The following is a 20,950-nucleotide window of genomic DNA, read 5'->3' as shown; positions in this document are numbered from 1 at the left end:
CGCCCGCCGGGGACGTCCGGGGCATGAACCGGTCCGGGCCCGGGGCGGGGGAGGCCGCGCGGATGGGGCCGTGGCGGTTCGTGGTCTGGTTCGGCACGGTCAGCCTGCTCGCCGACATCGTGTACGAGGGCGCCCGCTCGATCACCGGCCCGCTGCTGGCCTCGCTGGGCGCGTCCGCCCTGGTCGTCGGGGTGGTCACCGGCGCGGGGGAGGCGGCGGCGCTCGGGCTGCGGCTGGTCTCCGGCCCGCTCGCGGACCGCACCCGCCGCTTCTGGGGCCTGGCGATCGCCGGGTACGCCCTGACGGTCGTCTCCGTGCCGCTCCTGGGCGTGGCCGGAGCGCTGTGGGCCGCCTGCGTGCTGGTCATCGCCGAGCGGGTCGGCAAGGCCGTGCGCTCGCCCGCGAAGGACACGCTGCTCTCGCACGCCACCGCCGCCACCGGACGGGGCCGGGGCTTCGCCGTCCACGAGGCGATGGACCAGATCGGCGCCCTGATCGGCCCGTTGCTGGTGTCCGGTGTGCTCGCGCTGACCGGCGGTGACTACGCAGCGGCGCTGGGCGTCCTCGCCGTACCCGGTGTCGCGGTGCTGGGCCTGCTGTTCCGGCTGCGCGCCCGGGTGCCGGACCCGGAGGGCTACGAGCGCGAGCTGACGGCCACCGTGGCCACCCCGCCCGAGGAGCAGGGCGAGCGGCTGCCCAGGACCTTCTGGACGTACGCCGCGTTCACGGCGGCCACCACGACCGGGTTCGCGACCTTCGGCGTGCTCTCCTACCACCTCGTCGAACGGCACCTGCTGAGCACCGCCTGGGTGCCCGTGCTGTACGCGGCGGCGATGGCCGTGGACGCGGTCGCCGCGCTGGCCACGGGCTGGCTGTACGACCGGTTCGGCCCCCGCGTCCTGGTGGTGCTGCCGGTGCTGACCGCCGCCGTGGTCGCACTGGGCTTCACCGGCACGCTCGCCGTCGCGGTGGCCGGATCGCTGGTGTGGGGCGCGGCCATGGGCATCCAGGAGTCGGTCCTGCGTGCCACGGTCGCCGACCTGGTGCCGAGCGGCCGGCGGGCCACCGCGTACGGTCTGTTCGCCGGTGTGGTGGGCGCGGCCAGCGTGACGGGCGGCGCGCTGACCGGCGGCCTGTACGGCTATTCGATCCCCGTGCTGATCACGGTGGTCGTCGCCGTCCAGGCACTGGCCTTGGTCCTGCTGGCCGTCACCGAGCTGAGCCGCCGCTGAGCGGCCGGGGAAGCGCCCGTCAGGCCTTCTTCACCACGCTGGACTTCAGCTGCATCGCCCCGAATCCGTCGATCTTGCAGTCGATGTCGTGGCCGTCCACGCCGTCCACGAGCCGGATGTTGCGCACCTTGGTGCCCGCCTTGATCCCGGACGGACTGCCCTTGACCTTGAGCGCCTTCACGACGGTCACGGTGTCGCCGTCGGCGAGCACATTGCCGACCGCGTCCCTGATCACCTTGGCCCCGCCGGTGTCACCGGACGCGTCGGCCGGCGACCACTCGTGCCCGCATTCCGGGCAGACGAGGAGTGCGCCCATCTCGTACGTGTACGCGCCGGAGCACCGAGGGCAGGGCGGAAGCTGTTCTTCACTCATGGGATCCGTGTCTTTCACTGGGTGTGCTGATGGATGCGGGGAGATACGGGGAAACGCAGGAAAGGGGGCGAGCGCGTCAGGCGGGCCAGCCGTCGGTGCGCCACTCCTGCTGCTCCGGCTGCCGTCCGGCAGCCGGCACCCCCCGGCCATGGGCGGCGCGGGCGGCGGCCAGGTCGCAGTGCACGGGCATGTCCGGGCAGTCGCCGGCCGGGACGAGCGAGCCGTCGGCGGGGATGGCGGCCAGTTCCAGTCTGCGGCCGGAGCCGGCGAGGCGGCGCGCGGCCTCGCGGATGGCCAGCTGACCCTCCGCGGACCAGCTGCGCAGCTCGGTCAGGTCGAGGACGACCGGCCCGGTGCCACGGGCCATGACCCAGCCGATCGCGCCGCCGAAGCGATGGACCGCGTCCGGGCCGAGACAGCCGGCGACGGAGAGGACACCGAGGTTCTGCTCGATGGTGTAGCGCCAGTCGATGGTCATGCGCGGGGGATTGTCCTTGTGCGGTGGGTGGTACGGGGAGATGCGGCTCGGGGCCGGGTCACAGGGGCAGGGTGATCCGGATGCTCTTGCCTCGGCCGTCGGCGTCCGGGCGGACGACCGCGGTGCCGCCCAGGCCGAGGGTGGGTTCCGCGACGGTGGCCAGACCACCGGTCCCGGCAGCGGCGGGCGCGCCGTACAGCGGGGGCCGGTAGGGGTGGCGGTCGTGGACGGCGAAGGCGAGGCAGTCCCGGCCGGCCGCGGAGACCACCGTGAGCTGCGGGGAGAGCGCGACGGCGTGCCGGACGCCGTGGGTGACCGGCTCGCCCAGGATGAGCAGCGCCGGGTCCACGGCAGGGTGCCGCAGCCCGATGCCCCCCTCCACGAGGGCCTGTTCGGTCGTCTGCCGGCTGATGCGGGCCGCGGCCGGCTCGGTGGGCAGCGTGAGCACATGCCGGCGGGGCAGGGGTTCCAGAGCCTCGGCCATCATCTCTCCTCCACCGGGCCGGACAGGGCCACGGGCCGGCGGGTGCCCGCGCGGGCCGGCGTGCTCATCGGACGGCCTCCTCGTGCGCCGCGGCCGGCGTCTGCTGCGCCGGCACGGCGGGCAGGAGCAGCCCCGCACCCTCGAGATGGGTCCGCGCTCCCCGGATCGCCTCCGGGGTCGTGGCGTACTCCCGGCCCTGCTGCCGGAACAGCCCGAGCGCGCCGACCGATTCGAGGACCTGCCGCTGTTCGGGACGTATGCCGGAGGCCAGCACGGCGATGCCGCGCCGGTGCAGCTTCTCCACGGCGTCCTTCAGGACCAGCGCTCCGGTGGCGTCGACGGTCGACACCCGGGACATGCGCAGGATCACCACCCGTACGTCGGCGACCTCGGCCAGCTCCAGCAGGAACCGGTGCGCGGCGGCGAAGAACAGCGGCCCGTCGAGCCGGTACGCCACGATGTGCTCGGCCAGCAGGGCGTGTTCCTCGGCGCTGTGGTCGCCGCGGTCCAGCGGCACCTGCTCCAGGCGAGCCTGCCCGGCCACCGCGCGCAGTGCCAGGGCGCCCGCGACGACCAGGCCGATGATGACGGCGTAGACGAGATCGAGGGCGAGGGTCGCGGCCGCGGTCAGGACCAGGATCACGGCGTCGGAGCGCGTCGCCCTGGCCATCGCCTTCAGCGAGCCGACCTCGACCATCCGGATCGCGGTGGCCAGCAGCACGCCCGCCAGCGCCGCGAGCGGGATCTTCGACACCAGCGGCGCCGCGGCGAAGACGATCACGGCGAGGACGGCGGCATGGGTGAGGGAGGCAAGCCGGGAGCCGGCGCCGGTACGGACGTTGACGGCGGTGCGGGCGATCGCGCCGGTCGCGGGGACCCCGCCGAACAGCGGCGCGGCGATGTTGGCCAGGCCCTGGCCGAGCAGTTCCCGGTCCGGGTCGTGCCGCTGACCGACCGTCATCGCGTCGGCGGCGGCCGCGGACATCAGCGACTCCAGCGCGGCCAGCGCCGCCACCGCCACGGCCGGCGCGAGCAGCGAGGCCGGCGAGGCGGAGTGGAGGAAGGAGAGGGATGGCGCGGGCAGCCCCGCGGGCAGCTCGCCGATCGGCTTCGCGTCCAGCCCGGCGGCCTGGGCCACGACCGTGGCGGTGATCACGGCCACGATCGAGAACGGCACGGCCGGCCGCAGGCGCGCGCCGGCCAGCATGAGCACGACCACGCCGGCCGCGAGACCGACGGCCGTCCAGTCCGGTGCCTGCACGAACTCCTCGACCGCGCGCCAGGTGACGACGAGCACCCTGTCCCCCGCCGGCCTGGGCACCCCGAGCGCGTTCGGCACCTGCTGGAGCCCGATCACTCCGGCGATGCCGAGGGTGAAGCCCTCGACCACGGACGCCGGTACGTACCGCATGTACCGCCCGGCCCTGAGCAGGGCGAGGCCGACGAGCAGGACCCCGGCCATCAGCCCCACGGTGAGCACCGCGGTCGGGCCGTACCGGGCGACGATCGGCACGAGGACCACCGTCATGGCGCCGGTCGGCCCCGACACCTGGAGATTCGAACCGCCGAAGACCGCCGCCAGCGCACCGGCCACCACGGCGGTCGCGAGGCCCGCCTCGGCGCCGAGGCCGGAGGAGACACCGAAGCCGAGCGCGAGCGGCAGCGCCACGATCGCGACGGTGAGCCCGGCCAGCAGGTCCCGCCGGGGGGAGCGGCGCACTTGGACGAGGTCGGCGCGCGAGGGCAGCAGCGAGGTGATCCGGGTCCCGAGGGCGGCCCGCGCGCGGGACATGGTCATCGGGCGGCGCCTTCGGCTTCCTGTAGCTCTGCCAGGAGTTCGTTGCGCCCGGCGAGCATCTCGGTGAGGATCCGGCGCGCGGCCTTCATCAGGTCGGCGACATCGCCGCCGGCCAGCTCGTACACGACCGCCTGCCCGTCCCGCACGGACGTGACGATCCCGGAGCGGCGCAACACCGCCAGCTGCTGGGACAGGCTCGACGCCTCCACCTCGATCGCGGCGAGCAGCTCCCGCACAGGCTTGGGCCCCTCCTGGAGAAGTTCCAGCACCCGTATCCGGACGGGGTGCCCGAGCATCCGGAAGAACTCCGCCTTGGCCTGGTACAGCGGTACGGACACGCTGGGCCTCTCATCCCCGACGGCGCCCCACGCCGGGGCATGCACAGCGAGGACAGCATCTAACCAATTGCAAAATTTTTCAATTCAGATATCCGTTTAGTGGGGGTTCGCACATTGATGTGCCGCCGGGCCCGGGATTCGGGCGTGACCGGCCCTGAAGAGGCGGACACACGTTTTCCGTGCCATGGTGGGGGGCACCTCGGGGCGTAACCGAGGAGGTGAGCCGCTACGAGCACTTCCTTCGAAACGCAGCTGTCCGTGCCGGGCCTGTCGCCGGTGCTCGGTCTCGGTGTCGAGGCCGGCCGCGCGGCGGTACGACTGGCCCGGCTACCGCTCGACATCGCCGAGGAGGGCGTCGGGACACTGACCGGCTGGCTCGGTCACCCCCGCGCCGCCCGGGCGGCCGACGCCACCGCTCCACCGGACGACCCCGTCAGCACCGTCCCGGTGCTTCTGGTGCACGGTCTGGCCGACCGCGAGTGGGTGGTCTCCTCGCTCCACCGCGGCCTGGACGGCTGCGGCGTGGGCCCCTTCGTCCCGGTCGACTACAAGGCGCTCAGCCCCGACATCCGCTCGGCGGCCCGGGTGCTCGGCGACCAGGTCGAGGCGGCGCACGCCCGCAGCACCGGCCGGTCCGTGGTCCTGATCGGCTACAGCCTGGGCGGCCTGATCGCGCGCTACTACGTGCAGCGGCTCGGCGGTGACGCGTATGTGTCCCTGCTGATCACCCTGGCGACGCCGCACACCGGGACGGCGACCGCCCTGCTCGCCCCGCCCCATCCACTGCTGCGCCAGCTGCGGCCGGGCAGCGACGTCCTGGCCGAACTCGCGGAGCCGGCCGCGGGCTGCCGCACCCGGTTCGTGGCCTTCTACAGCGACCTGGACGAGGCCGTCGTACCCGCGGCCCGGGGCCGGATCGACCATCCCGACCTCGAGGCACGCAATGTCCTCGTGCCCGGGGTGGGCCATCTGACCCTGCCCCTGCACCAGCCCGTCATCGAGCAGATGCGCTCGCTGCTGACCGCGGCCGGGGCCGCGGTGACCGCCGGGTCTCCGCCCCGGTGCGCGACCGGGGCCGTGACAGCGGGGCCGAACCGGAGGACGCTGAAACGGAGCCGGTGAGCACACCGCCGCCGGCACGCCGGCGCCCCGCGGACCGACATCATGGCCCCTGCACCCAGCTCCGACCCCGGCACGCTCGTACGCCCGTACCGCACCGAGGACGAGCCGGGCGTGTGCGCACTGGTCGCGGCGGACCGGCTGCCCGGGCAGCGGCCGTGCACGGCGGAGCAGCTGGCCGCCGCGCGGCGCGGCCCGCCCGCCCTCGCCGGCTGGACCGCACCGGCCCCGCCGCGGGTCGGCGTCCTGGCCGAGGCCGGGCACCGCCCCCGCGGGGTCATCGCCTACGTGGCGTGGACGGACGCCCGTACGGGCGTCATCTGCTGGGCGTACGGCCGGGAGGATCCGCCCGTGCTGAGCGCTCTCCTCGGCCACGCCCGGGCCGCACTCGCCGACTGCCCGCGGATCGACGCGTTCGTCGCCGCCCCGCCGGGTCCGCTGGGGCCGGGCGGCCTGCCCCGCACCCGTCGCGCCGCCACCCATGACGCCCTGCTGGCGGCCGGGTTCACCGGCCGCTGCCAGGGCGCCTATCTGCACTGCACGCTCCCCGCCGCGCCGTCGCCGGTGGCGCCGGTCGCCGACGTCCTGCCCTGCGAGGTCCCGCCGGGACACCGGCTGATCGTCCACGACGGGGCCGAGCCGGTCGCGGAGGCCGTGGTCGGCACCGGACCGGGCCGCACCGCGACCGTGTACTGGATCGAGACCCGCCCCACCCACCGGGGCCGGGGACTCGGCCGCCGGCTGCTCGGCCAGGCCCTCGCCCTGCTGGCCGAGCAGGGCGCCTGCGAGGCCGCGCTCGTCATCGACGGCACCCCGGAGCGCGAGGCCGCGGCCCGGCTCTTCGCCTCCTTCGGCTTCACCCTCGTGGACCGGCTGTGGACCTACCGGCTGCGGCAGCTCCCGGCCGCCGGTCCGCCCGGGTGACGTGCGGGCCGTACCGCCGGTCAGGCGGGCACCCGGTCGGCGGTCCTCTCCACGGCCCGCTCCGCGGCCTTGATCACGGTGGTACGGCCCTGGTGGCGCCGCTCGTAGTCCAGCACCCGCCGGCAGTGTCCGGGTCCGGCGTCGTTCAGCCGCTTGACGACCTCCTCCGCGGTCATGCCGTCGTAGCCGGGCCACGGCACCGGACCGAGCAGGGCGGCGACCCGGCTCAGGACGGCCGGGCGGCCCGCATGGGACCGCTCGTAGGCGCCGACCATGGCCAGGTCCGTCTGCGGCAGGTAGGGGAGCCGGTCGACGATCGTCTTGGTGCTGAGCCTGCGGTAGTCGGTGATCGGCAGCTGGTCCTCGCTGATCAGGGCCCCGCGCGGGGCGCCCTGGAGCCGGTCGGCGCCCGGCATGCGCTCGGCGGTCTCCCGTAGCCAGCTGCTCCACTCGCGCACCGCCAGGGCGGCTCCGGCCACGCCCGGCCCCGCCGTGGTCCCGGTCGCCGCCACCGCGGCCTCGGCGTGCCGCTCGACCGCGTGGGCCAGCTCCTCCAGCGTCTCCTCGTCGTCCCGGCGGATGGCGTCGAGCAGCTCCACCGTGACGCCGTCCGCGGTCTCCTGGGCGATGCGCTCGGCGGCCCGGCACACCACGAGGGCCAGCGCGGTGACCGCGTACTCGTCCTGGGCGTTCTTCAGCAGCCGCAGTTCGGTGGCCGGTCCGCGGCCGCGGAACACCGCGGCCGGGACCGACGCCGCCATGTCGAACGGCAGCCGGGCCGCCTGCCCGGTGAGCTGCCAGGCGCCGCCCAGGACGCTCTGCACCAGCCCGCGGGGCTGGAGCACGTCCAGGCGTTCGTCGAGGCGGTACACATGGCCGCGGGCGTCTCCGAGGCGGCGCTCCAGCACGTCCCGGTGTTCACCGGGCGGGGTGACGGCGAGATGGGCCTTGAAGCGGTCGGCAAGCGCCGCCTTGGTCTCGCGGACCTCGCGCAGCGCCGGGACGAGCAGGTCTGTGGCTACGGACATCAAGGTTCCTTCGGATGCTCGGGAGGGATCGGCCGGAGTCCGGCACAGCCCCCACCGTGCCCCCAACCGTCCACCCCCGCATCTCCCGCCGCTGCCACGGCAGTCGGCGCGGGCACCCGCGGCCGGCCGGGCTCGCCGTCGAAAGCGCGGGTCCGGGGCCTGCCGTGCCCCGGACGGCTCAGGCACCGCGTGCCGTACGTCCGGTCGGGCGCGCTGCGCCATCCGGGGCCGCCCGCGGGGCGAGGGTCAGGCTCCGCCCAGCCATTCGGCGAGTACGGCGGCCTGGCTGTGGTCCACGTCCTTGGTGGCGGTCAGGAGCGTGACCCTGTCGTGGGCGGCGAGATCCCGCAGATGCTCGGCGGCCTCCCGGTGTCCGGAGTCCTCCAGCTCGGCCAGATAGCGGCGGCGGAACTCGGCGAAGCGGCCGGGCTCATGGCCGTACCAGCGGCGCAGCTCGGTCGACGGGGCCACATCGCGCAGCCACTCGTCCAGGTGTGCGTCCTCCTTGCGCATCCCGCGCGGCCAGACACGGTCCACGAGGATCCGCTTGCCGTCCCTGGGCGAGGTCTCCTCGTAGACCCGGTGACAGGTGATCTGCTGGGCCATGACGACATCCTCCCGAGCGATCGGCCGTCCCGGCCCGCACCGGGTTCCCGCCGGTACAGCGCCGTAACGGCGGCTCACCCGATCGGGCGAGCCTCCCGGCCGGCAGCAGGCGGCCCCTCGGCGCGGTCACGGGGGCTTCGGCCGGTGGGCGGCCAGGTGTTCGCGCGCCGCGGTGTAGGCGTCGGCGTCCATCTCACCGGACGCGAAGCGGCGGTCCAGGATCTCCTCCGGACTCTCCCGCTACTCGCGGCTCTCCCAGCCCCGGCCCCCGTCGGGGCGGCCGCTGCCCGGGCGGTGCGTCAGACGCGCCACCGCCCACACGACGAGACCGATCAGGGCGATCCACAGCAGGGGCATGAAGGCCATCCAGACCCAGCCGCCACCCCAGCCGCCGTCCCAGTACCACACGGTGCCCACCTCCCAGGAGGCTCATGCACCCACTGTCCCCGCGAGCCCGGGGCCGACGGGAGGGGCCCTTCGGCCCCGTGACCGGGCCACTGGGCCACGGGGACTCTGGGCAGCCCGACCGGTGTCTCACCGCAGCAGGTCCGGCCGTGACTCGTAGTGCAGACAGTGGAAACGGCCGTCCGCCTCCCGCCCGGCGGGGTCGCCGCCCAGCGCCCGCACCGCCGCGATCGCGTACCGCTGTTCCCGCTCGTCGGTGAAGAGACGCTGGGGGTAGGTCCGGGTGGCCTCGACCGTGGTGCCCAGTCCGTGTGCGGCCAGGGTGCGCACGATCGGGTGGTACGACACCGTCCGCAGCACGAACGCGCTGACCCACAGCGGTCGGCGGGCCCCCTCCAGCAGCGCGGTGAACGTCCGGGCGGTGACATAGCTGCCGCCGCCGGTCAGCGTGATGAGGCCGACCTCCGGGAGCGCCCGTGCCAGCCCGGGCCCGGGGGAGCCCTGCTCCAGGTCGTCGGTGAAGCCGTCGTCGAGCAGGCCCACCTCGAGCGCGTACCGGACGGCGGGCGCCGAGACGTCCAGGCCGACCACCGCCACGGCGTCCGGGAGGCGCCGCTCGGCGTAGAACTCCTTGTCCCGGGCCGCGAGCTCGGCCGTCGACAGCTTCTCGAAGTCGGGGGAGGTGTACCGCTCGTACATCTCCGCCAGCGTCACGTCGTGGTTGAGCAGCGCGGCGTTGATCCCGTACGAGCAGCAGAGGTCCAGCACCGCCGGCGGGCGCGGACGGCCGTCTGCCAGCGCCGCCCGTTCGGCCGCGGCCCGCCGGAAGACCTGCTGGGCATGGTGCGGGATCTCGTACTCCAGCGGGGCCAGGCGTCCGAAATAGGCACGGGGGTCCGGCCGGTCGTAGATGTCGTCGAACCGCGCCTTGCCGCTCGCCACGCCCGCGGTACCCCCAGAGCCCGACCCGGCCATGCCGTACCCCTTCCCGCAGAACCCCTCGGCGTCTTTGCCATGTCTCGGCCTCCCACACCTCGGGACCCCGCAAACGCGCTACTCCGGAACGTTCAAGACATTTCGCCGCACGTGCCCCGCCGGCCTCCGCGGCCGCTCATCCCGGTGCCGCCTCCGCCGCGGACGAGCCGGCCTGGTAAGCGGCCGCCTGGAGGGTGAACATCTGCGCGTACTCGCCGCCGAGTGCCATGAGTTCGCCGTGCGTCCCCGCCTCGATGATCCGGCCGTCGGCGAAGACGTAGATGGCGTCGCAGTCCACGACCGAGGCGAGGCGGTGGGAGATCAGGACGGTGATGCGGTCCGGGCGGTGCTTGCCGCGCAGCACGGTCCGGTAGACGGCGTGCTCGGCGCGCGGGTCCATGCTCGCGGTCGGCTCGTCGAGGATCAGCACCAGGCCGTCCTTGTACTCGCCCCGGCCGACGGCCAGCTTCGCCCACTGGCCGGCCGAGAGTTCCTGGCCGCCCCGGAACCGCTTGGACAGGGTCGCGGTCCAGGTGCCGGGCAGGGACGCGATCACCCGGTCCGCGCCCGAGGCGGTGGCGGCCTCCAGGGCCCTGGCCGGATCCGCCTCGGTGAGGGTGCCGCGGGAGACGGTGATGTTGGACAGGGCGGAGAACGGGTACCGCGTCGGATCCTGGAGGACGGACGCGACCCGGGCCTGGACGGACTCGGCGTCGTACCGGGTCAGCGGCACCCCGTCCCAGCGGATCTCGCCCTCGGTGGGGTCGTACAGGCCGGCCAGCAGCTTGGAGCAGGTGCTCTTGCCCGAGCCGTTCGCGCCGACGAACGCGACGGTCTGCCCGGCGCGCAGGGTCAGGCTGATCCCGGCGAGAGCGGGCGTGTCCTTGCCGGGATACGTGTAGTGCACGTCGTCGAAGGTGATCGCCGCGACCGTCCGCGGGGCCGGCACGCCGGTCCGGCGCGGCAGCACCCCGCGGCAGCGCTCCTGGTGCTCCAGCAGGTCGCCCACCCACAGGCTCGTCTCGTACAGCAGGTGGGCCACGTCCACCACCCGGGTCATGGCGGACCGGGCGCTCTGCAACGCCAGCACCGCGCCCGCACCGGCGGCGAGCGGCAGCCAGCCGTGGATCAGCATCAGGCCCAGCACCACGTAGGTGACGCCCGTCCCGATCCCGCCGGCGCTGCGGCCGATCAGCGACAGCCGGGCCTCGGCGAGGTTCAGCCGGACGTCCTCCGCGGTGATCTGCTCGGTCAGCCGGCCGTGCTCGTCCAGCAGCGCCTGCTGGGCGGTGTGGGAGCGCAGCTCCGCGGCGGTGTCCCGGTCCAGCATCAGCCAGGAGAACACCTCGGTGCGCCGGGACATCTCGTTGAACCGGCGGAAACTGTGGAAGCGGGCCTTCGCCGACTTCACCGCCGCCGCGCCCACCGGCAGGACCGAGAGCGGGAGCAGGACCAGCAGCAGCGGATGCAGGACGGCGAGGACGCTCGCGGTGCCGATCAGCACCAGCGCCGCGGAGGCGAGGGTGACCACGTGCCCGACGATCTGCCGTGCGTGGTGCAGCCCTTGGTTGCGCGCCCGGTAGCAGTCGTCCTGCCAGGTCGGGCTGTCCACGGCCTCCAGCCCCACATGCGAGGTGAGCCGGTAGAACTCCCGTTCCAGCGCGGCGCGGATCAGCGGCGTCAGCCGGCCCTGGGCGACGGTGACGCCGTACTCCAGCAGGGCGCGCACCGACAGTACGACGACCACCAGGACCAGCTGCGGAACGGCGGCGCGCACCCGCTCGGGGGTGGGGCCGTCGGCGAGGATGTGCTGGGCCACGCCGACCGTGGCGACGAGCCCGAACGCGGACATCACGGCCGAGGCGGTCTGGAGTACCGCAAGGGCGAGGGTGGCCGGCCGGCTCGCCCGCCATGCGAAGCCGCCCACCCGCCGCACGGTGCGGGGCAGTTCGGCCAGGATCTGCCCCAGGCCGGCGCGGGCGGACGCGCCCTGGTGCAGCAGCCACCAGGCCTCGACCATCTCCTCGCCGTCGTCCGCGTGCTGCGCGATGGCCGCGACCGTCGCGGGCGGCAACGGCAGGTCCTCGGCGCGCGGCCGCGGCACCCCGGCCGACGCCGCGGGAGGCTGATCCCCGGTCCGTTCGCTCACTCTGTCCTCCCCGCCGGTCGTCGAACGCTGAAGGAAACGACTGCTTGCCGTGGCTCGTAACGGCCGGATCCGGGCAAACTGCCGCACCGGCTCCCGGCTGCCCGGGGCGCCCGCCGAAGGCTCGGTCACCGCCCTCGGTCCGGTGACCCGCATCACATCGGGCCCCTGTCAGGAAAGGGGCCGCCGTCTCGTTCAACGGGCACGCGAACGAGACAGGAGCGATCGTCATGAAGCACCGCATCGTCGTCCTCGGCGCCGGATACGCCGGGGCCTTCAGCGCCGGCAGCCTGGCCCGACGGCTCTCCCCGGCCGACACCGAGATCACCGTCGTCAACGCCGCGCCCGACTTCGTCGAGCGGATGCGGCTCCACCAGCTCGCGAGCGGCCAGGACCTCGCGTTCCAGGGGCTCGCCGACGTCTTCGCGGGCACCGGCGTACGGCTGCGCCTGGCGCGGGTCACCGGCGTCGACCCCGAGCGCAGGACCGTCGCGGTGACCGGCGAGGACGGCGACGGCGAACTCGCCTACGACACGCTGCTCTGGACGCTCGGCAGCTCCGTGGCCCGCCACGGCGTCCCCGGGGTGGCCGAATACGGCTACGACGTGACCGGCCGCTCCTCGGCGCTGCGGCTGCGCGAGCGCCTGGCCGGCCTGGGCCGGGGCGGCACCGTGCTCGTCGTCGGGGAGGGACTGACCGGCATCGAGACCGCCACCGAGTTCGCCGAGTCCCGGCCCGACCTGTCGGTCGCGCTCGCCGCCCGCGGCGAGTTGGGCGCCTGGCTCTCCCCGCGGGCCCGCCGGCACCTGCGCCAGGCCTTCGACCGGCTCGGCGTCACCGTCCACGAACACACCGGCATCGAAGCCGTCGAGCCGGACCGGGCGATCGCCGCCGACGGCAGGTCGCTCCCGGCCGACGTGACCGTGTGGTCGGCCGGGTTCGCCGTGGACTCCCTCGCGGCCGCCGCCGGTCTGGAGGTCGCCGAGACCGGCCAGATCGTCGTCGACCGTTCCATGCGCTCGGTCTCGCACCCGGACGTCTACGCGGCCGGCGACTGCGCCCACGCGATCGGCGAGAACGGCCGTCCGATGCCGATGTCCTGCGCCTCGGCCGGCTACACCGGCATGCAGGCGACCGCCGCGATCGTCGCCCGCCTCACGGGCGCCGAGGTCCCGGCCGTCGGGCTGAAGTACTACGGCAACCACATCAGCCTCGGGCAGCGGGACGCGATCTTCCAGATGGTGGACGGAGACGTCCGGTCCAAGTCCTGGTACCTGGGCGGCCGGACCGCCGCGTTCCTCAAGTCGGGCGTGCTCAAGGGATCCGGGTGGAGCGTCGCCCACCCGACCTTCGGCATGCCGAAGCGCAGGCGCCGTCTGGCCACCGCCCCCGACCGGTCCGGGGTGCCGGCCGCCGCCTAGGCTGCACCGCATGGACACCGCAGCCATCGACCGGTTCGAGGCCAGCCGGGGCCGGCTGGCCTCGCTCGCCTACCGTCTGCTCGGCTCGGCCGCCGACGCCGAGGACGCCGTACAGGACGCGTTCCTGCGCTGGCAGGCCGCCGACCGCGCGACGGTCGAGGTGCCGGAGGCGTGGCTGACCAAGGTCGTCACCAACCTCTGTCTGGACCGGCTCCGTTCGGCCCAGGCGCGCCATGAGCGCGCCGCCGGGGACTGGCTGCCCGAGCCGCTGCTCGAGGGCGACCCGATGCTCGGCCCCGCCGACACCGTCGAGCAGCGTGAGTCGGTGTCCCTGGCGGTCCTGATGCTGATGGAGCGACTCTCGCCGGTCGAGCGGGCCGTGTACGTCCTGCGCGAGGCCTTCTCCTACCCCCACGCCGAGATCGCCGCGATCCTCGACATCACCGAGTCCGCGAGCCAGCAGCACGCCCACCGGGCCCGGCGCCGGGTCGCCGCCGAGCGCCGGGGCGGCGGCGAGGTGGACGCCGCGTCCGCGCGCCGTATCGTCGAGGAGTTCCTCGCCGCCGCCACGTCGGGACGCACCGAACGGCTGGTGGCGATGCTCACCGACGACGTGACCGCGGTCTCCGACGGCGCCGGGCTGGCCAGGCGGCTGCTGCGGTACACCACGCGCGAGCGGGTCGCCACCTTCGTGCGGGCCGGCTTCAAGCCCACCGAGGCCAAACGGCGGCTGGCCGGAGGCTCGGTCGCGCTGCATGCCGCGCTGGTCAACGGCTCCCCGGCCGTCGTCGCCGTGGTCGGCGACCGGGTCGTGGGCGCCGTGGCGTTCGGCGTCAGCGACGGCAGGGTCGCGTCCCTGCACGGCATCGCGGCCGCACACCGGCTCGCGCGCCTCGACGCGGCCTGGCGGCAGCACGGAGCCGACGCGCCGGTCGTCAGCGCCTGGTGAGCGGGGCCGGCACAGCCGGGTGACCTGGGTCCTGCTGGTCCGCCGGCGGACCGATCGCGTGGTCGCGAGGAGGCCGAGCGGCCCAACTCCCGCCCAGGCCACGAGGCCGAGGGCACCGGACAGCTGCCGGCGGCAGGCGGTCTTCCGGCGGGCGGCGCGGGGCTGTTCACTGGCGGCGTCACGCAGTCCCGAGCCGGGGAGGCCGCCATGCCCGACGTACCACCGATGGAGGAGACGGACGTGCTGGTCGTGGGCGGCGGCCCGGCCGGCGCGACGGCGGCCGCGCTGCTCGCCCGCGAGGGCTTCGACGTCACCCTGCTGGAAAAGGATCGTTTCCCCCGCTACCACATCGGGGAGTCCCTCCTGCCGTCCCTGCTGCCCCTGCTCGACCTGCTCGGCGCCCGGGAGGCCATCGAGGAACGCGGCTTCGTCCGCAAACAGGGCGCCTCCTACGACTGGGGCGGCCAGCAGTGGCAGCTGACCTTCGACGACCTCGGACCCGACGCGCCCTACAGCTTCCAGGTCGTCCGCGCGGAGTTCGACCACGCCCTGCTGGAACACGCCCGCGGCCAGGGCGTACGGGTCCACGAGGAGACCGCGGTCCGCACCGTCGACCTCTCCGACGGCCGGGCGAGCGCCGCCACCTGGGCCGACCGGGCCGGCCGGCAGGGCCGCATCGCCTTCCGGTACCTGGTGGACGCCTCCGGCCGCGCCGGGCTGGTGACCGCACGGCACTTACGCACACGCCGGTTCCACGACGCCTTCCGCAACGTCGCCACCTGGACCTACTGGCGCGGTGCCGCAGCCGCCGAGGACGCGCCGGACGGGGCGATCCGCCTGCACTCCCTGCCCGACCACGGCTGGTTCTGGGCCATCCCCCTGCACGACGGCACCCTCAGCGTCGGCCTGGTCACCGACAAGCGCTCCTTCACCCGGGCCCGGCAGGCGCTCGGCGGCACCGAGCAGCTCTACGCCGACCGGCTGCTCCACGCCCCCGCCCTGGCCCGCCTGCTGGCCGACGCCGAACAGACCACCGCGCTGCGGGTGGAGAGCGACTACTCCTACACCGCCGACCGCTTCAGCGGGCCGGGCTGGTTCGCCGCCGGCGACGCGGCCTGCTTCCTCGACCCCCTGCTGTCCACCGGCGTCCATCTCGCCATGTACAGCGGCCTGCTCTCCGCCGCGGCCATCGCCGCCGCCCTGCACGACGAAGCCACCGAGGCCGAGGCGACCTCCTTCCAACAGGGCGCCTACCAGCACGCCTACGAACGCCTCCTCATCCTCGTCGGCGCCTTCTACGACATCCACCAGGGCCGCGACGCCCACTTCCGCCGCGCCCAGCACCTGAGCCACCGCGACCAGCAGCCCCTGCGTCTGCACGAGTCGTTCCTCAACATCGTCACCGGTGTCGAAGACCTCCACGACAGCCGGGACGACACCGTGCCCCGCCTCTTCCACGCCCTGCGCGACCCCCTGCCCGGCCACCGGCGCGTGGGCCTCGGAGGCCATGGCGCGAGCCGACTGACCCCCTGGCCCACCACCCCCGACCGGGCGATCGCCGGCCTGCGCCTGACTCTGGAACCCCGCCTGGGCCTGCGCCGGGGATAGGACGGCGCCGCCGCCCTACCGTGGTGCCTGGAAGCCGCCGATCCTCTCCTCGAGCAGTTCGGCCAGTCGCAGCGGGGTGCGGTCCTCGAACATCGGGCCGATCAGCTGCACTCCCACCGGAAGACCCTCGGGGGACCGGCCCGCCGGTACGGCGGTGGCGGGCAGCCCGGGCATGGTCGCCACACCGGCCCACACCAGCTGGTCGAGGTAGGGGTACGCCACGCCGTCGATGTCGATCCGGCGTGCCAGCGGATCGGGATGGTGGTCGTGCGGGAACGCGGGGGTGGGCGTGATGGGACACACCACGGCGTCGAACTCTGCGAAGAGCCGCCGCCAGCCCTGCCGGTGGAGTTCTCGACGGCTGTTCGCCGCCACCCAGTCCCGGTGGCTGAACACCATGCCGCGCAGCCGCTCCGCATGGAGACTCCGGTCGTCCGCGCTCAGCCCGGCGACACGGCCCCGCAGCTGCTCGTACGCCGCGTCGGGAAAACGCGCGACGGCACCCGAGAACCACAACTGCATGTAGACCACCGCGGCTTCGGCCAGGTCGGGCAGCAGCGGACTGTGCCGTTCGACGCGGGCGCCGCCGTCGGCAAGCGCCTCGGCCACCCGGTCGACGCCCGCCCGCACGGCGGAGCCGGTCGGGATGAACGGATGCTCCTCCAGGACCAGGACCCGGAAGTCGCGGAGCCGCTCGTGGCGCGCGGGCGGCAGTCTCAGGTCGTACGCCACACCGTGCGTCAGCGGGTCCGGACCGGCCATCACGTCGAGCAGCAGCGTGAGGTCGCGGGCACTGCGCGCCATCGGACCGACGACGGCGAGGTCCTGGTCGACCGGCAGCGCCGGCCCGGGCGGCGGGACCATGCCGCGGTTCGCCGCCAGCCCCAGGGTCGGCTTGTGCGCGTAGACACCGCAGAAGTGTGCCGGGGTGCGCAACGAGCCGCCGATGTCGGAGCCGATGGACAGCGCACCGAACCCCGCCGCCAGGGCCGCCGACGATCCGCCGGAGGACCCGCCCGCCGTACGGCAGTGGTCCCACGGGTTGTTGGTGGTGCCGTAGAGGTCGTTGAAGCTCTGTATGTCCTGGAGCCCCAGGGGCACATTGGTCTTGCCGAGCACCACCGCGCCCGCGGCCCTGAGCCGCGACACCTGCACCGCGTCCTCGGCCGGTATGTGGTCCCGGTGCTGGGGCATGCCCCAGGTCGTGGGCAGTCCGGCGATGTCGTACGACTCCTTGACCGTCACCGGGATGCCGAGCAGCGGCCGGTCCTCACCGCGGGCGCGCGCCCGGTCGGCATCGCGCGCGGCGGCCCGCGCACGGTCGAAGTCCGGCACACAGATCGCGTTGACCGCCGTGTCGTCCCGCTCGATACGGGCGATCGCCTGGTCGGTCAGTTCCGCCGAGGACACGTCACCGGCACGCATGGCAGCCGCGAGTTCCGCGGCCGTCTGAAAGGTCCACTCCATGATCCGGACCGTACCGGCCTCTCGCGCAGGCCACGAAACACCGTTTCACGCAACGCAATTTCCCGCATTTCGGGGTTCTCTGCGATTTTCCTCCACGGAAGATTTACGGATTCGCATCCGCATCGATGGCGAGGTGCGGGGTCACCCCGGACCGCGTAGCCTGGTTCCTGGCACCAACCCAGTCGGGTCACCGAGGGAAGGCCAAGATGAGTCAGATCATCCGGCGCCCTGAAGGGAAGTACCGGCCGGCGAACGAGTCGCTCCGTCTGCACGGGAAACGGTTCTGGTCTCGGGTGGGCACTTACTGGCCCCAGAGATCCAGAATGTTTCGAATTAAACGGGAAGCCAAGCGCAGGGTCCCGCTCGCCCGGCGTTGGCGCCTGCGGAGGACGCCCGCGACGTATATCAGGATATTGTCCTACTGTGCCGCAGTTCTGTTTTTGGGCTGGCTGGCGTGGGCCATCTATGTGATCGTCAACAACCAACCTGGTGCTGTTGACCATCGCTGTGAACGCAAGACTGAATCCTGTGGTGTCGTCATCAGTTTCGCCACGCCATTTCTCGCCCTTGCCCTGAGTCTCGCGACGTTTCTCACTCTGCGATATGTCAAGACGATCCATCGGGTGCGTCGCACCGCCAGGAAGACCCCGCGGAAACTGGTGCCGACGGCGGGGACGATAGTCGACGAGGTCGTCGGCCGGGAAGAGCTGTGCTCGGTGATGGCCCAGGCTCTTCGCAACCGTCGCTGGCGTCGGCCGTATCTGCTCGTCGGTGGCGTCGGCAGCGGAAAGACGGCGGTACTCGTCCAGCTGACGCAGGTACTGGCCAAAAAGGGAGTACTTCCCGTTCCCATCCATCTGCGGAGAGTCGACCTCGACTGTAGCGAGCTGAATTTCAGCGAAATGGCCAAAAAGCGGTTCTGTGACCTGGTGGACCCAGGGGTGATTTCCAGAGCGCAGGCCGAACGTATCTGGCGACAGCTCTGCATGGACGACAAGGTTGTCGTCATCGCGGACGGACTGGAAGAGGCGTTCAGCGACGACGATCGCCAGGCGGAGCGGGACGGACTGATCCGCTGCGCCATCGAACGAGCGGAGCAGCAGGGGATTCCGCTGGTGATCGCCTCACGCCCGCATGCCGCGGTCGAAGCCACACGGGCGGCCGTGATCGATCTGGAGCCGCTCAGCGACGAGGCCGCGCTCACCTACCTGGGGCAGCAGAACTCCGGTGCCGAGGGCCGGCGGCTGGACTGGATCGTGGAGACGGCCGCCGTCGCGGAGTCGCCCCTGTATTTGCAGGTCGCCCGTCAGCTCAAACAGCGCCAACTGCTCGAGCACTACGAGGGCGCCCGCGACCGGGGGGAGATGGACACGCGGGGCGGTGACCGCGCGGGACTCCGGCTGCGGCTGCTGCGGTCATGGGTCGACGCCCTGGTCCGTGGCCATCTGCGCGAGCGCTTCGACATCCCGCACGAGCAACGGGTGAGAACCGTCGAGGTCATCTCGGCCATGGCGTGTATCGGCCTGCTCCGGGACCGGCAGGAGGTCAATTTCGCCGAGCTGGTCAACTGGAGCGGCAAAAAGAGAGGGTGGCGGTATCCGGAGATTCGCTATCCGGCGATCGTCAACGAATTGAGAAAGCGGGTCAGCGGCCTGCCGGGGCGTGACGCCTCGGAGGGGTGCTGGCGAGCTACCTTGTCGCGATTTGCGGCGCAAGGGGATCAGCTTGGCCTGGTGGAGGCGTACAGCCACAAGGTGAGGTTTCCACACAGTATTCTCCAGGCATATCTCGGCTCCAGTTTCCTCGACGCTGTCCAGGAGAATTCCGATTCCGTTCTCAAGGAGGCACTGGCCGACCCGGCTCGTGAACTCCTCATCGCATTGATCATGCGTTCGCGGCACAACGGGGAGGCGCCGCAGCGGTCCACTGTGGACCTGCTCCTCAAGGCTGCCGAAGGCCGCGAGGACGAGAAGGCGTTCGAGCTGTACGCGGCGGCACTGGAGATCGACACCGGTAAGATCGGCGACTCGGCTCATGCGGATATCGCGCGCAGAGTTCGGGAGCGCTGGCCGGAACTCAAGGGCGGCGACGCGAGGACACTCAACGACGCGAAGCTGAGGCTCGTGCAGCGCTTCGGCGAGGCGGCGCGCCGACTGGACGAGGCAGCCAAGGGTGAGGATTCCCAGACATGGGAGAAACCGGCTTACAGCGATCTGATGAGGATCAGCTGGAAAGAGCCCAGCTATCCCGTCAGGCTTGCCATCGCCCAGGAGATGGGCGCGGGAGGGGACAACGCGTTCGACGCCGTGCGCCAGCTCTTTCCCTGGCCGAAGAAGAGGGAGGACTCGGACTCCGAAACCGACGATCCCTGGGAGCAGTACAGAAAGGCCATGGCCGACCAGAAATACGCGGAGGGGCTGGAACGCGAGAAGAAGCTGAGCCCTCCGGCCCGGCAGCAGACGGAGAAGCCGACCGACGCGGTCGAAATCTGGCGCCAGTTCGTCACCAGGGCGTGGCTGGTTCCCATGGTGGTGGGTTCCGTGGGCGTCGACCGCAGGAGTGTGGCCAGGGAGCGTATGGATCTCTGGCTGCGGCATCTGGTCCCCGACGCCGCGACCGGACGGGCAGACCTTCCCATATCTCTGGAGATCGCTCTCGCTCAGGGGTTCAAGGGGGCTGCGAACCGCCGCAGGCGGCACCCCGCGACCTCCAACGAGACCCGCGAGTTCCTGATCGAGCAGGCGGAACGCATGCTCACCCACGCACGCTACTGGTACTCGCAGCTCACGCTCATCCACGCGCTGTGCCTGTGGGAGCTTCAGGACAGCGACGACGACCCCGACAGCGCGGACGACGGGAGCCGGCTCGGGGCCGAGTCGCTGCGGGCCGTGGAGCGCTGGCTGAGCATGGCCGGCTGCGAGCAGGCTCCCGGAGACCGGCCCGCCGACGAACTGACGGTGAAGGGCGGAAAGCGCCTGCACCCCTTCGTCGCCGAGGCCGGGGACCTCGCGGCACTGGCGCTTCAGACCGGGCATCCGGAGCGGTTCATCTGGATCGACGAGACGGGGGCCACTCTGAAGATCGGCTCGAGTCCCGCGGATCCGAAGGTCTATCGCAAACACAACCTGTGGATCCCCCCGTCCGTGGGCTGGAGCACGCTGCACCCACGGGCCCAGCAACTCCTCGCCGACGTACTGCTGCTGCTCAATCTCACGGAACGGGACGGAGTCTCGGTCGACGAGCGTCTCCAGCGGACCAACCGGACGGAACTGCCACCCTGCCTCACGTCGGATCGGACGGCTCTCCATCCCGACCGAACCGTCGGCATGCCGGGTAAGGCCGCGCCCGGCACATGCTGCCTGCGCGGCTGCAAGTTCGAGCTGTGTCCCTATCCCGCGAAGGGGGAGCAGCCGGCCGGTGAACTGCGTGAGCCCTTCTGCCGGCAGCAGCTGACACTGGTGTCCGGGCGAAGACCCCGACGCAAGAGAGCGGGCTGGCAGGGGATGAGCAGCCGCAAACTGCGCCGCTTCTGGAAAGAGATGGCAGAGCGCACCCGCACGCCGTCCAAGTAGCCGGCCCGGACGGCCGGTGCCGCCCGG

At 72.9% G+C, this 20,950-nt stretch carries 18 protein-coding genes; 7 read left to right on the top strand and 11 right to left on the bottom strand.

Going from position 1 to position 20,950, the window contains the following annotated elements; all coding sequences use genetic code 11:
• Window positions 1–23: 23 nt before the first annotated feature.
• A complete protein-coding gene (locus tag ACWCV9_RS02940; protein WP_450783921.1) occupies window positions 24–1,232 on the top strand; it encodes an MFS transporter in 1,209 nt (402 codons plus the stop codon).
• 19 nt (window positions 1,233–1,251) lie between these two features.
• Here ACWCV9_RS02940 and ACWCV9_RS02935 read toward each other — a convergent pair whose 3' ends face one another.
• The 5 genes from ACWCV9_RS02935 to ACWCV9_RS02915 form a co-directional block, all read right to left on the bottom strand.
• Window positions 1,252–1,605: a zinc ribbon domain-containing protein YjdM gene (locus ACWCV9_RS02935; RefSeq protein WP_450783919.1), complete on the bottom strand. Its 354-nt coding sequence runs from the start codon at window positions 1,603–1,605 to the stop codon at window positions 1,252–1,254.
• A gap of 76 nt (window positions 1,606–1,681) precedes the next feature.
• Window positions 1,682–2,083: an anti-sigma factor antagonist gene (locus tag ACWCV9_RS02930; RefSeq protein ID WP_450783918.1), complete on the bottom strand. Its 402-nt coding sequence runs from the start codon at window positions 2,081–2,083 to the stop codon at window positions 1,682–1,684.
• Between the two features lie 58 nt (window positions 2,084–2,141).
• Window positions 2,142–2,567 carry an ATP-binding protein gene (locus ACWCV9_RS02925; protein WP_450783917.1) on the bottom strand — a complete coding sequence of 142 codons (426 nt, stop codon included), beginning with the start codon at window positions 2,565–2,567 and terminating at the stop codon, window positions 2,142–2,144.
• A 64-nt stretch (window positions 2,568–2,631) separates the two neighbouring features.
• Window positions 2,632–4,359 carry a SulP family inorganic anion transporter gene (locus ACWCV9_RS02920; protein ID WP_450784234.1) on the bottom strand — a complete coding sequence of 576 codons (1,728 nt, stop codon included), beginning with the start codon at window positions 4,357–4,359 and terminating at the stop codon, window positions 2,632–2,634.
• Window positions 4,360–4,361: 2 nt separating this feature from the next.
• Entirely contained in the window at window positions 4,362–4,703 is a 342-nt protein-coding gene (locus ACWCV9_RS02915; RefSeq protein ID WP_450783915.1) for an ArsR/SmtB family transcription factor, read from the bottom strand.
• 258 nt (window positions 4,704–4,961) lie between these two features.
• Between ACWCV9_RS02915 and ACWCV9_RS02910 the strand changes: the two genes are divergently transcribed.
• Both ACWCV9_RS02910 and ACWCV9_RS02905 read left to right on the top strand, forming a co-directional pair.
• The gene (locus tag ACWCV9_RS02910) at window positions 4,962–5,825 is read left to right on the top strand and encodes an esterase/lipase family protein (protein WP_450783914.1); all 864 of its coding nucleotides are present in this window, start codon (window positions 4,962–4,964) and stop codon (window positions 5,823–5,825) included.
• A gap of 42 nt (window positions 5,826–5,867) precedes the next feature.
• Window positions 5,868–6,746, top strand: coding sequence for a GNAT family N-acetyltransferase (locus tag ACWCV9_RS02905; RefSeq protein WP_450783912.1), 879 nt, complete (start codon window positions 5,868–5,870; stop codon window positions 6,744–6,746).
• A gap of 20 nt (window positions 6,747–6,766) precedes the next feature.
• Here the strand turns inward: ACWCV9_RS02905 and ACWCV9_RS02900 are convergent, their stop codons facing one another.
• The 5 genes from ACWCV9_RS02900 to ACWCV9_RS02880 form a co-directional block, all read right to left on the bottom strand.
• Window positions 6,767–7,774, bottom strand: a complete 1,008-nt coding sequence (locus ACWCV9_RS02900) for a hypothetical protein (protein ID WP_450783911.1) — start codon at window positions 7,772–7,774, stop codon at window positions 6,767–6,769.
• 246 nt (window positions 7,775–8,020) lie between these two features.
• Entirely contained in the window at window positions 8,021–8,380 is a 360-nt protein-coding gene (locus ACWCV9_RS02895) for a DUF488 domain-containing protein (RefSeq protein WP_450783910.1), read from the bottom strand.
• A gap of 240 nt (window positions 8,381–8,620) precedes the next feature.
• A complete protein-coding gene (locus ACWCV9_RS02890) occupies window positions 8,621–8,797 on the bottom strand; it encodes a hypothetical protein (RefSeq protein ID WP_450783909.1) in 177 nt (58 codons plus the stop codon).
• A gap of 117 nt (window positions 8,798–8,914) precedes the next feature.
• Window positions 8,915–9,727: a hypothetical protein gene (locus tag ACWCV9_RS02885; protein WP_450783908.1), complete on the bottom strand. Its 813-nt coding sequence runs from the start codon at window positions 9,725–9,727 to the stop codon at window positions 8,915–8,917.
• A gap of 169 nt (window positions 9,728–9,896) precedes the next feature.
• A complete protein-coding gene (locus ACWCV9_RS02880) occupies window positions 9,897–11,909 on the bottom strand; it encodes an ATP-binding cassette domain-containing protein (protein WP_450783907.1) in 2,013 nt (670 codons plus the stop codon).
• 227 nt (window positions 11,910–12,136) lie between these two features.
• Here ACWCV9_RS02880 and ACWCV9_RS02875 point away from each other — a divergent pair, with 227 nt between their 5' ends.
• The 3 genes from ACWCV9_RS02875 to ACWCV9_RS02865 all read left to right on the top strand — a co-directional run bounded on the left by ACWCV9_RS02875 (window position 12,137) and on the right by ACWCV9_RS02865 (window position 15,884).
• Window positions 12,137–13,327: an NAD(P)/FAD-dependent oxidoreductase gene (locus tag ACWCV9_RS02875; protein WP_450783906.1), complete on the top strand. Its 1,191-nt coding sequence runs from the start codon at window positions 12,137–12,139 to the stop codon at window positions 13,325–13,327.
• Window positions 13,328–13,337: 10 nt separating this feature from the next.
• A complete protein-coding gene (locus ACWCV9_RS02870; RefSeq protein ID WP_450783905.1) occupies window positions 13,338–14,276 on the top strand; it encodes a sigma-70 family RNA polymerase sigma factor in 939 nt (312 codons plus the stop codon).
• A gap of 207 nt (window positions 14,277–14,483) precedes the next feature.
• Window positions 14,484–15,884, top strand: a complete 1,401-nt coding sequence (locus tag ACWCV9_RS02865) for an NAD(P)/FAD-dependent oxidoreductase (RefSeq protein WP_450783904.1) — start codon at window positions 14,484–14,486, stop codon at window positions 15,882–15,884.
• Between the two features lie 15 nt (window positions 15,885–15,899).
• On the opposite strand, the gene ACWCV9_RS02860 is transcribed toward ACWCV9_RS02865, so the two are convergent.
• Entirely contained in the window at window positions 15,900–17,351 is a 1,452-nt protein-coding gene (locus ACWCV9_RS02860) for an amidase (RefSeq protein WP_450783902.1), read from the bottom strand.
• Window positions 17,352–17,557: 206 nt separating this feature from the next.
• Between ACWCV9_RS02860 and ACWCV9_RS02855 the strand changes: the two genes are divergently transcribed.
• Entirely contained in the window at window positions 17,558–20,923 is a 3,366-nt protein-coding gene (locus ACWCV9_RS02855; protein ID WP_450783900.1) for an NACHT domain-containing protein, read from the top strand.
• The last annotated feature ends 27 nt before the right edge of the window (window positions 20,924–20,950 follow it).

It is taken from the genome of Streptomyces sp. NPDC001606 (genome assembly GCF_053596835.1).
This window is presented reverse-complemented; position numbering and strand designations above follow the sequence as displayed.

Coding starts and splice junctions, on each gene's coding strand:
- ACWCV9_RS02865 (WP_450783904.1), top strand. CDS start 14,484: ATGCCCGACGTACCACCGATGGAGGAGACGGACGTGCTGGTCGTGGGC.
- ACWCV9_RS02935 (WP_450783919.1), bottom strand. CDS start 1,605: ATGAGTGAAGAACAGCTTCCGCCCTGCCCTCGGTGCTCCGGCGCGTAC.
- ACWCV9_RS02855 (WP_450783900.1), top strand. CDS start 17,558: ATGAGTCAGATCATCCGGCGCCCTGAAGGGAAGTACCGGCCGGCGAAC.
- ACWCV9_RS02900 (WP_450783911.1), bottom strand. CDS start 7,774: ATGTCCGTAGCCACAGACCTGCTCGTCCCGGCGCTGCGCGAGGTCCGC.
- ACWCV9_RS02905 (WP_450783912.1), top strand. CDS start 5,868: ATGGCCCCTGCACCCAGCTCCGACCCCGGCACGCTCGTACGCCCGTAC.
- ACWCV9_RS02860 (WP_450783902.1), bottom strand. CDS start 17,351: ATGGAGTGGACCTTTCAGACGGCCGCGGAACTCGCGGCTGCCATGCGT.
- ACWCV9_RS02870 (WP_450783905.1), top strand. CDS start 13,338: ATGGACACCGCAGCCATCGACCGGTTCGAGGCCAGCCGGGGCCGGCTG.
- ACWCV9_RS02930 (WP_450783918.1), bottom strand. CDS start 2,083: ATGACCATCGACTGGCGCTACACCATCGAGCAGAACCTCGGTGTCCTC.
- ACWCV9_RS02925 (WP_450783917.1), bottom strand. CDS start 2,567: ATGGCCGAGGCTCTGGAACCCCTGCCCCGCCGGCATGTGCTCACGCTG.
- ACWCV9_RS02940 (WP_450783921.1), top strand. CDS start 24: ATGAACCGGTCCGGGCCCGGGGCGGGGGAGGCCGCGCGGATGGGGCCG.
- ACWCV9_RS02920 (WP_450784234.1), bottom strand. CDS start 4,359: ATGTCCCGCGCGCGGGCCGCCCTCGGGACCCGGATCACCTCGCTGCTG.
- ACWCV9_RS02895 (WP_450783910.1), bottom strand. CDS start 8,380: ATGGCCCAGCAGATCACCTGTCACCGGGTCTACGAGGAGACCTCGCCC.
- ACWCV9_RS02875 (WP_450783906.1), top strand. CDS start 12,137: ATGAAGCACCGCATCGTCGTCCTCGGCGCCGGATACGCCGGGGCCTTC.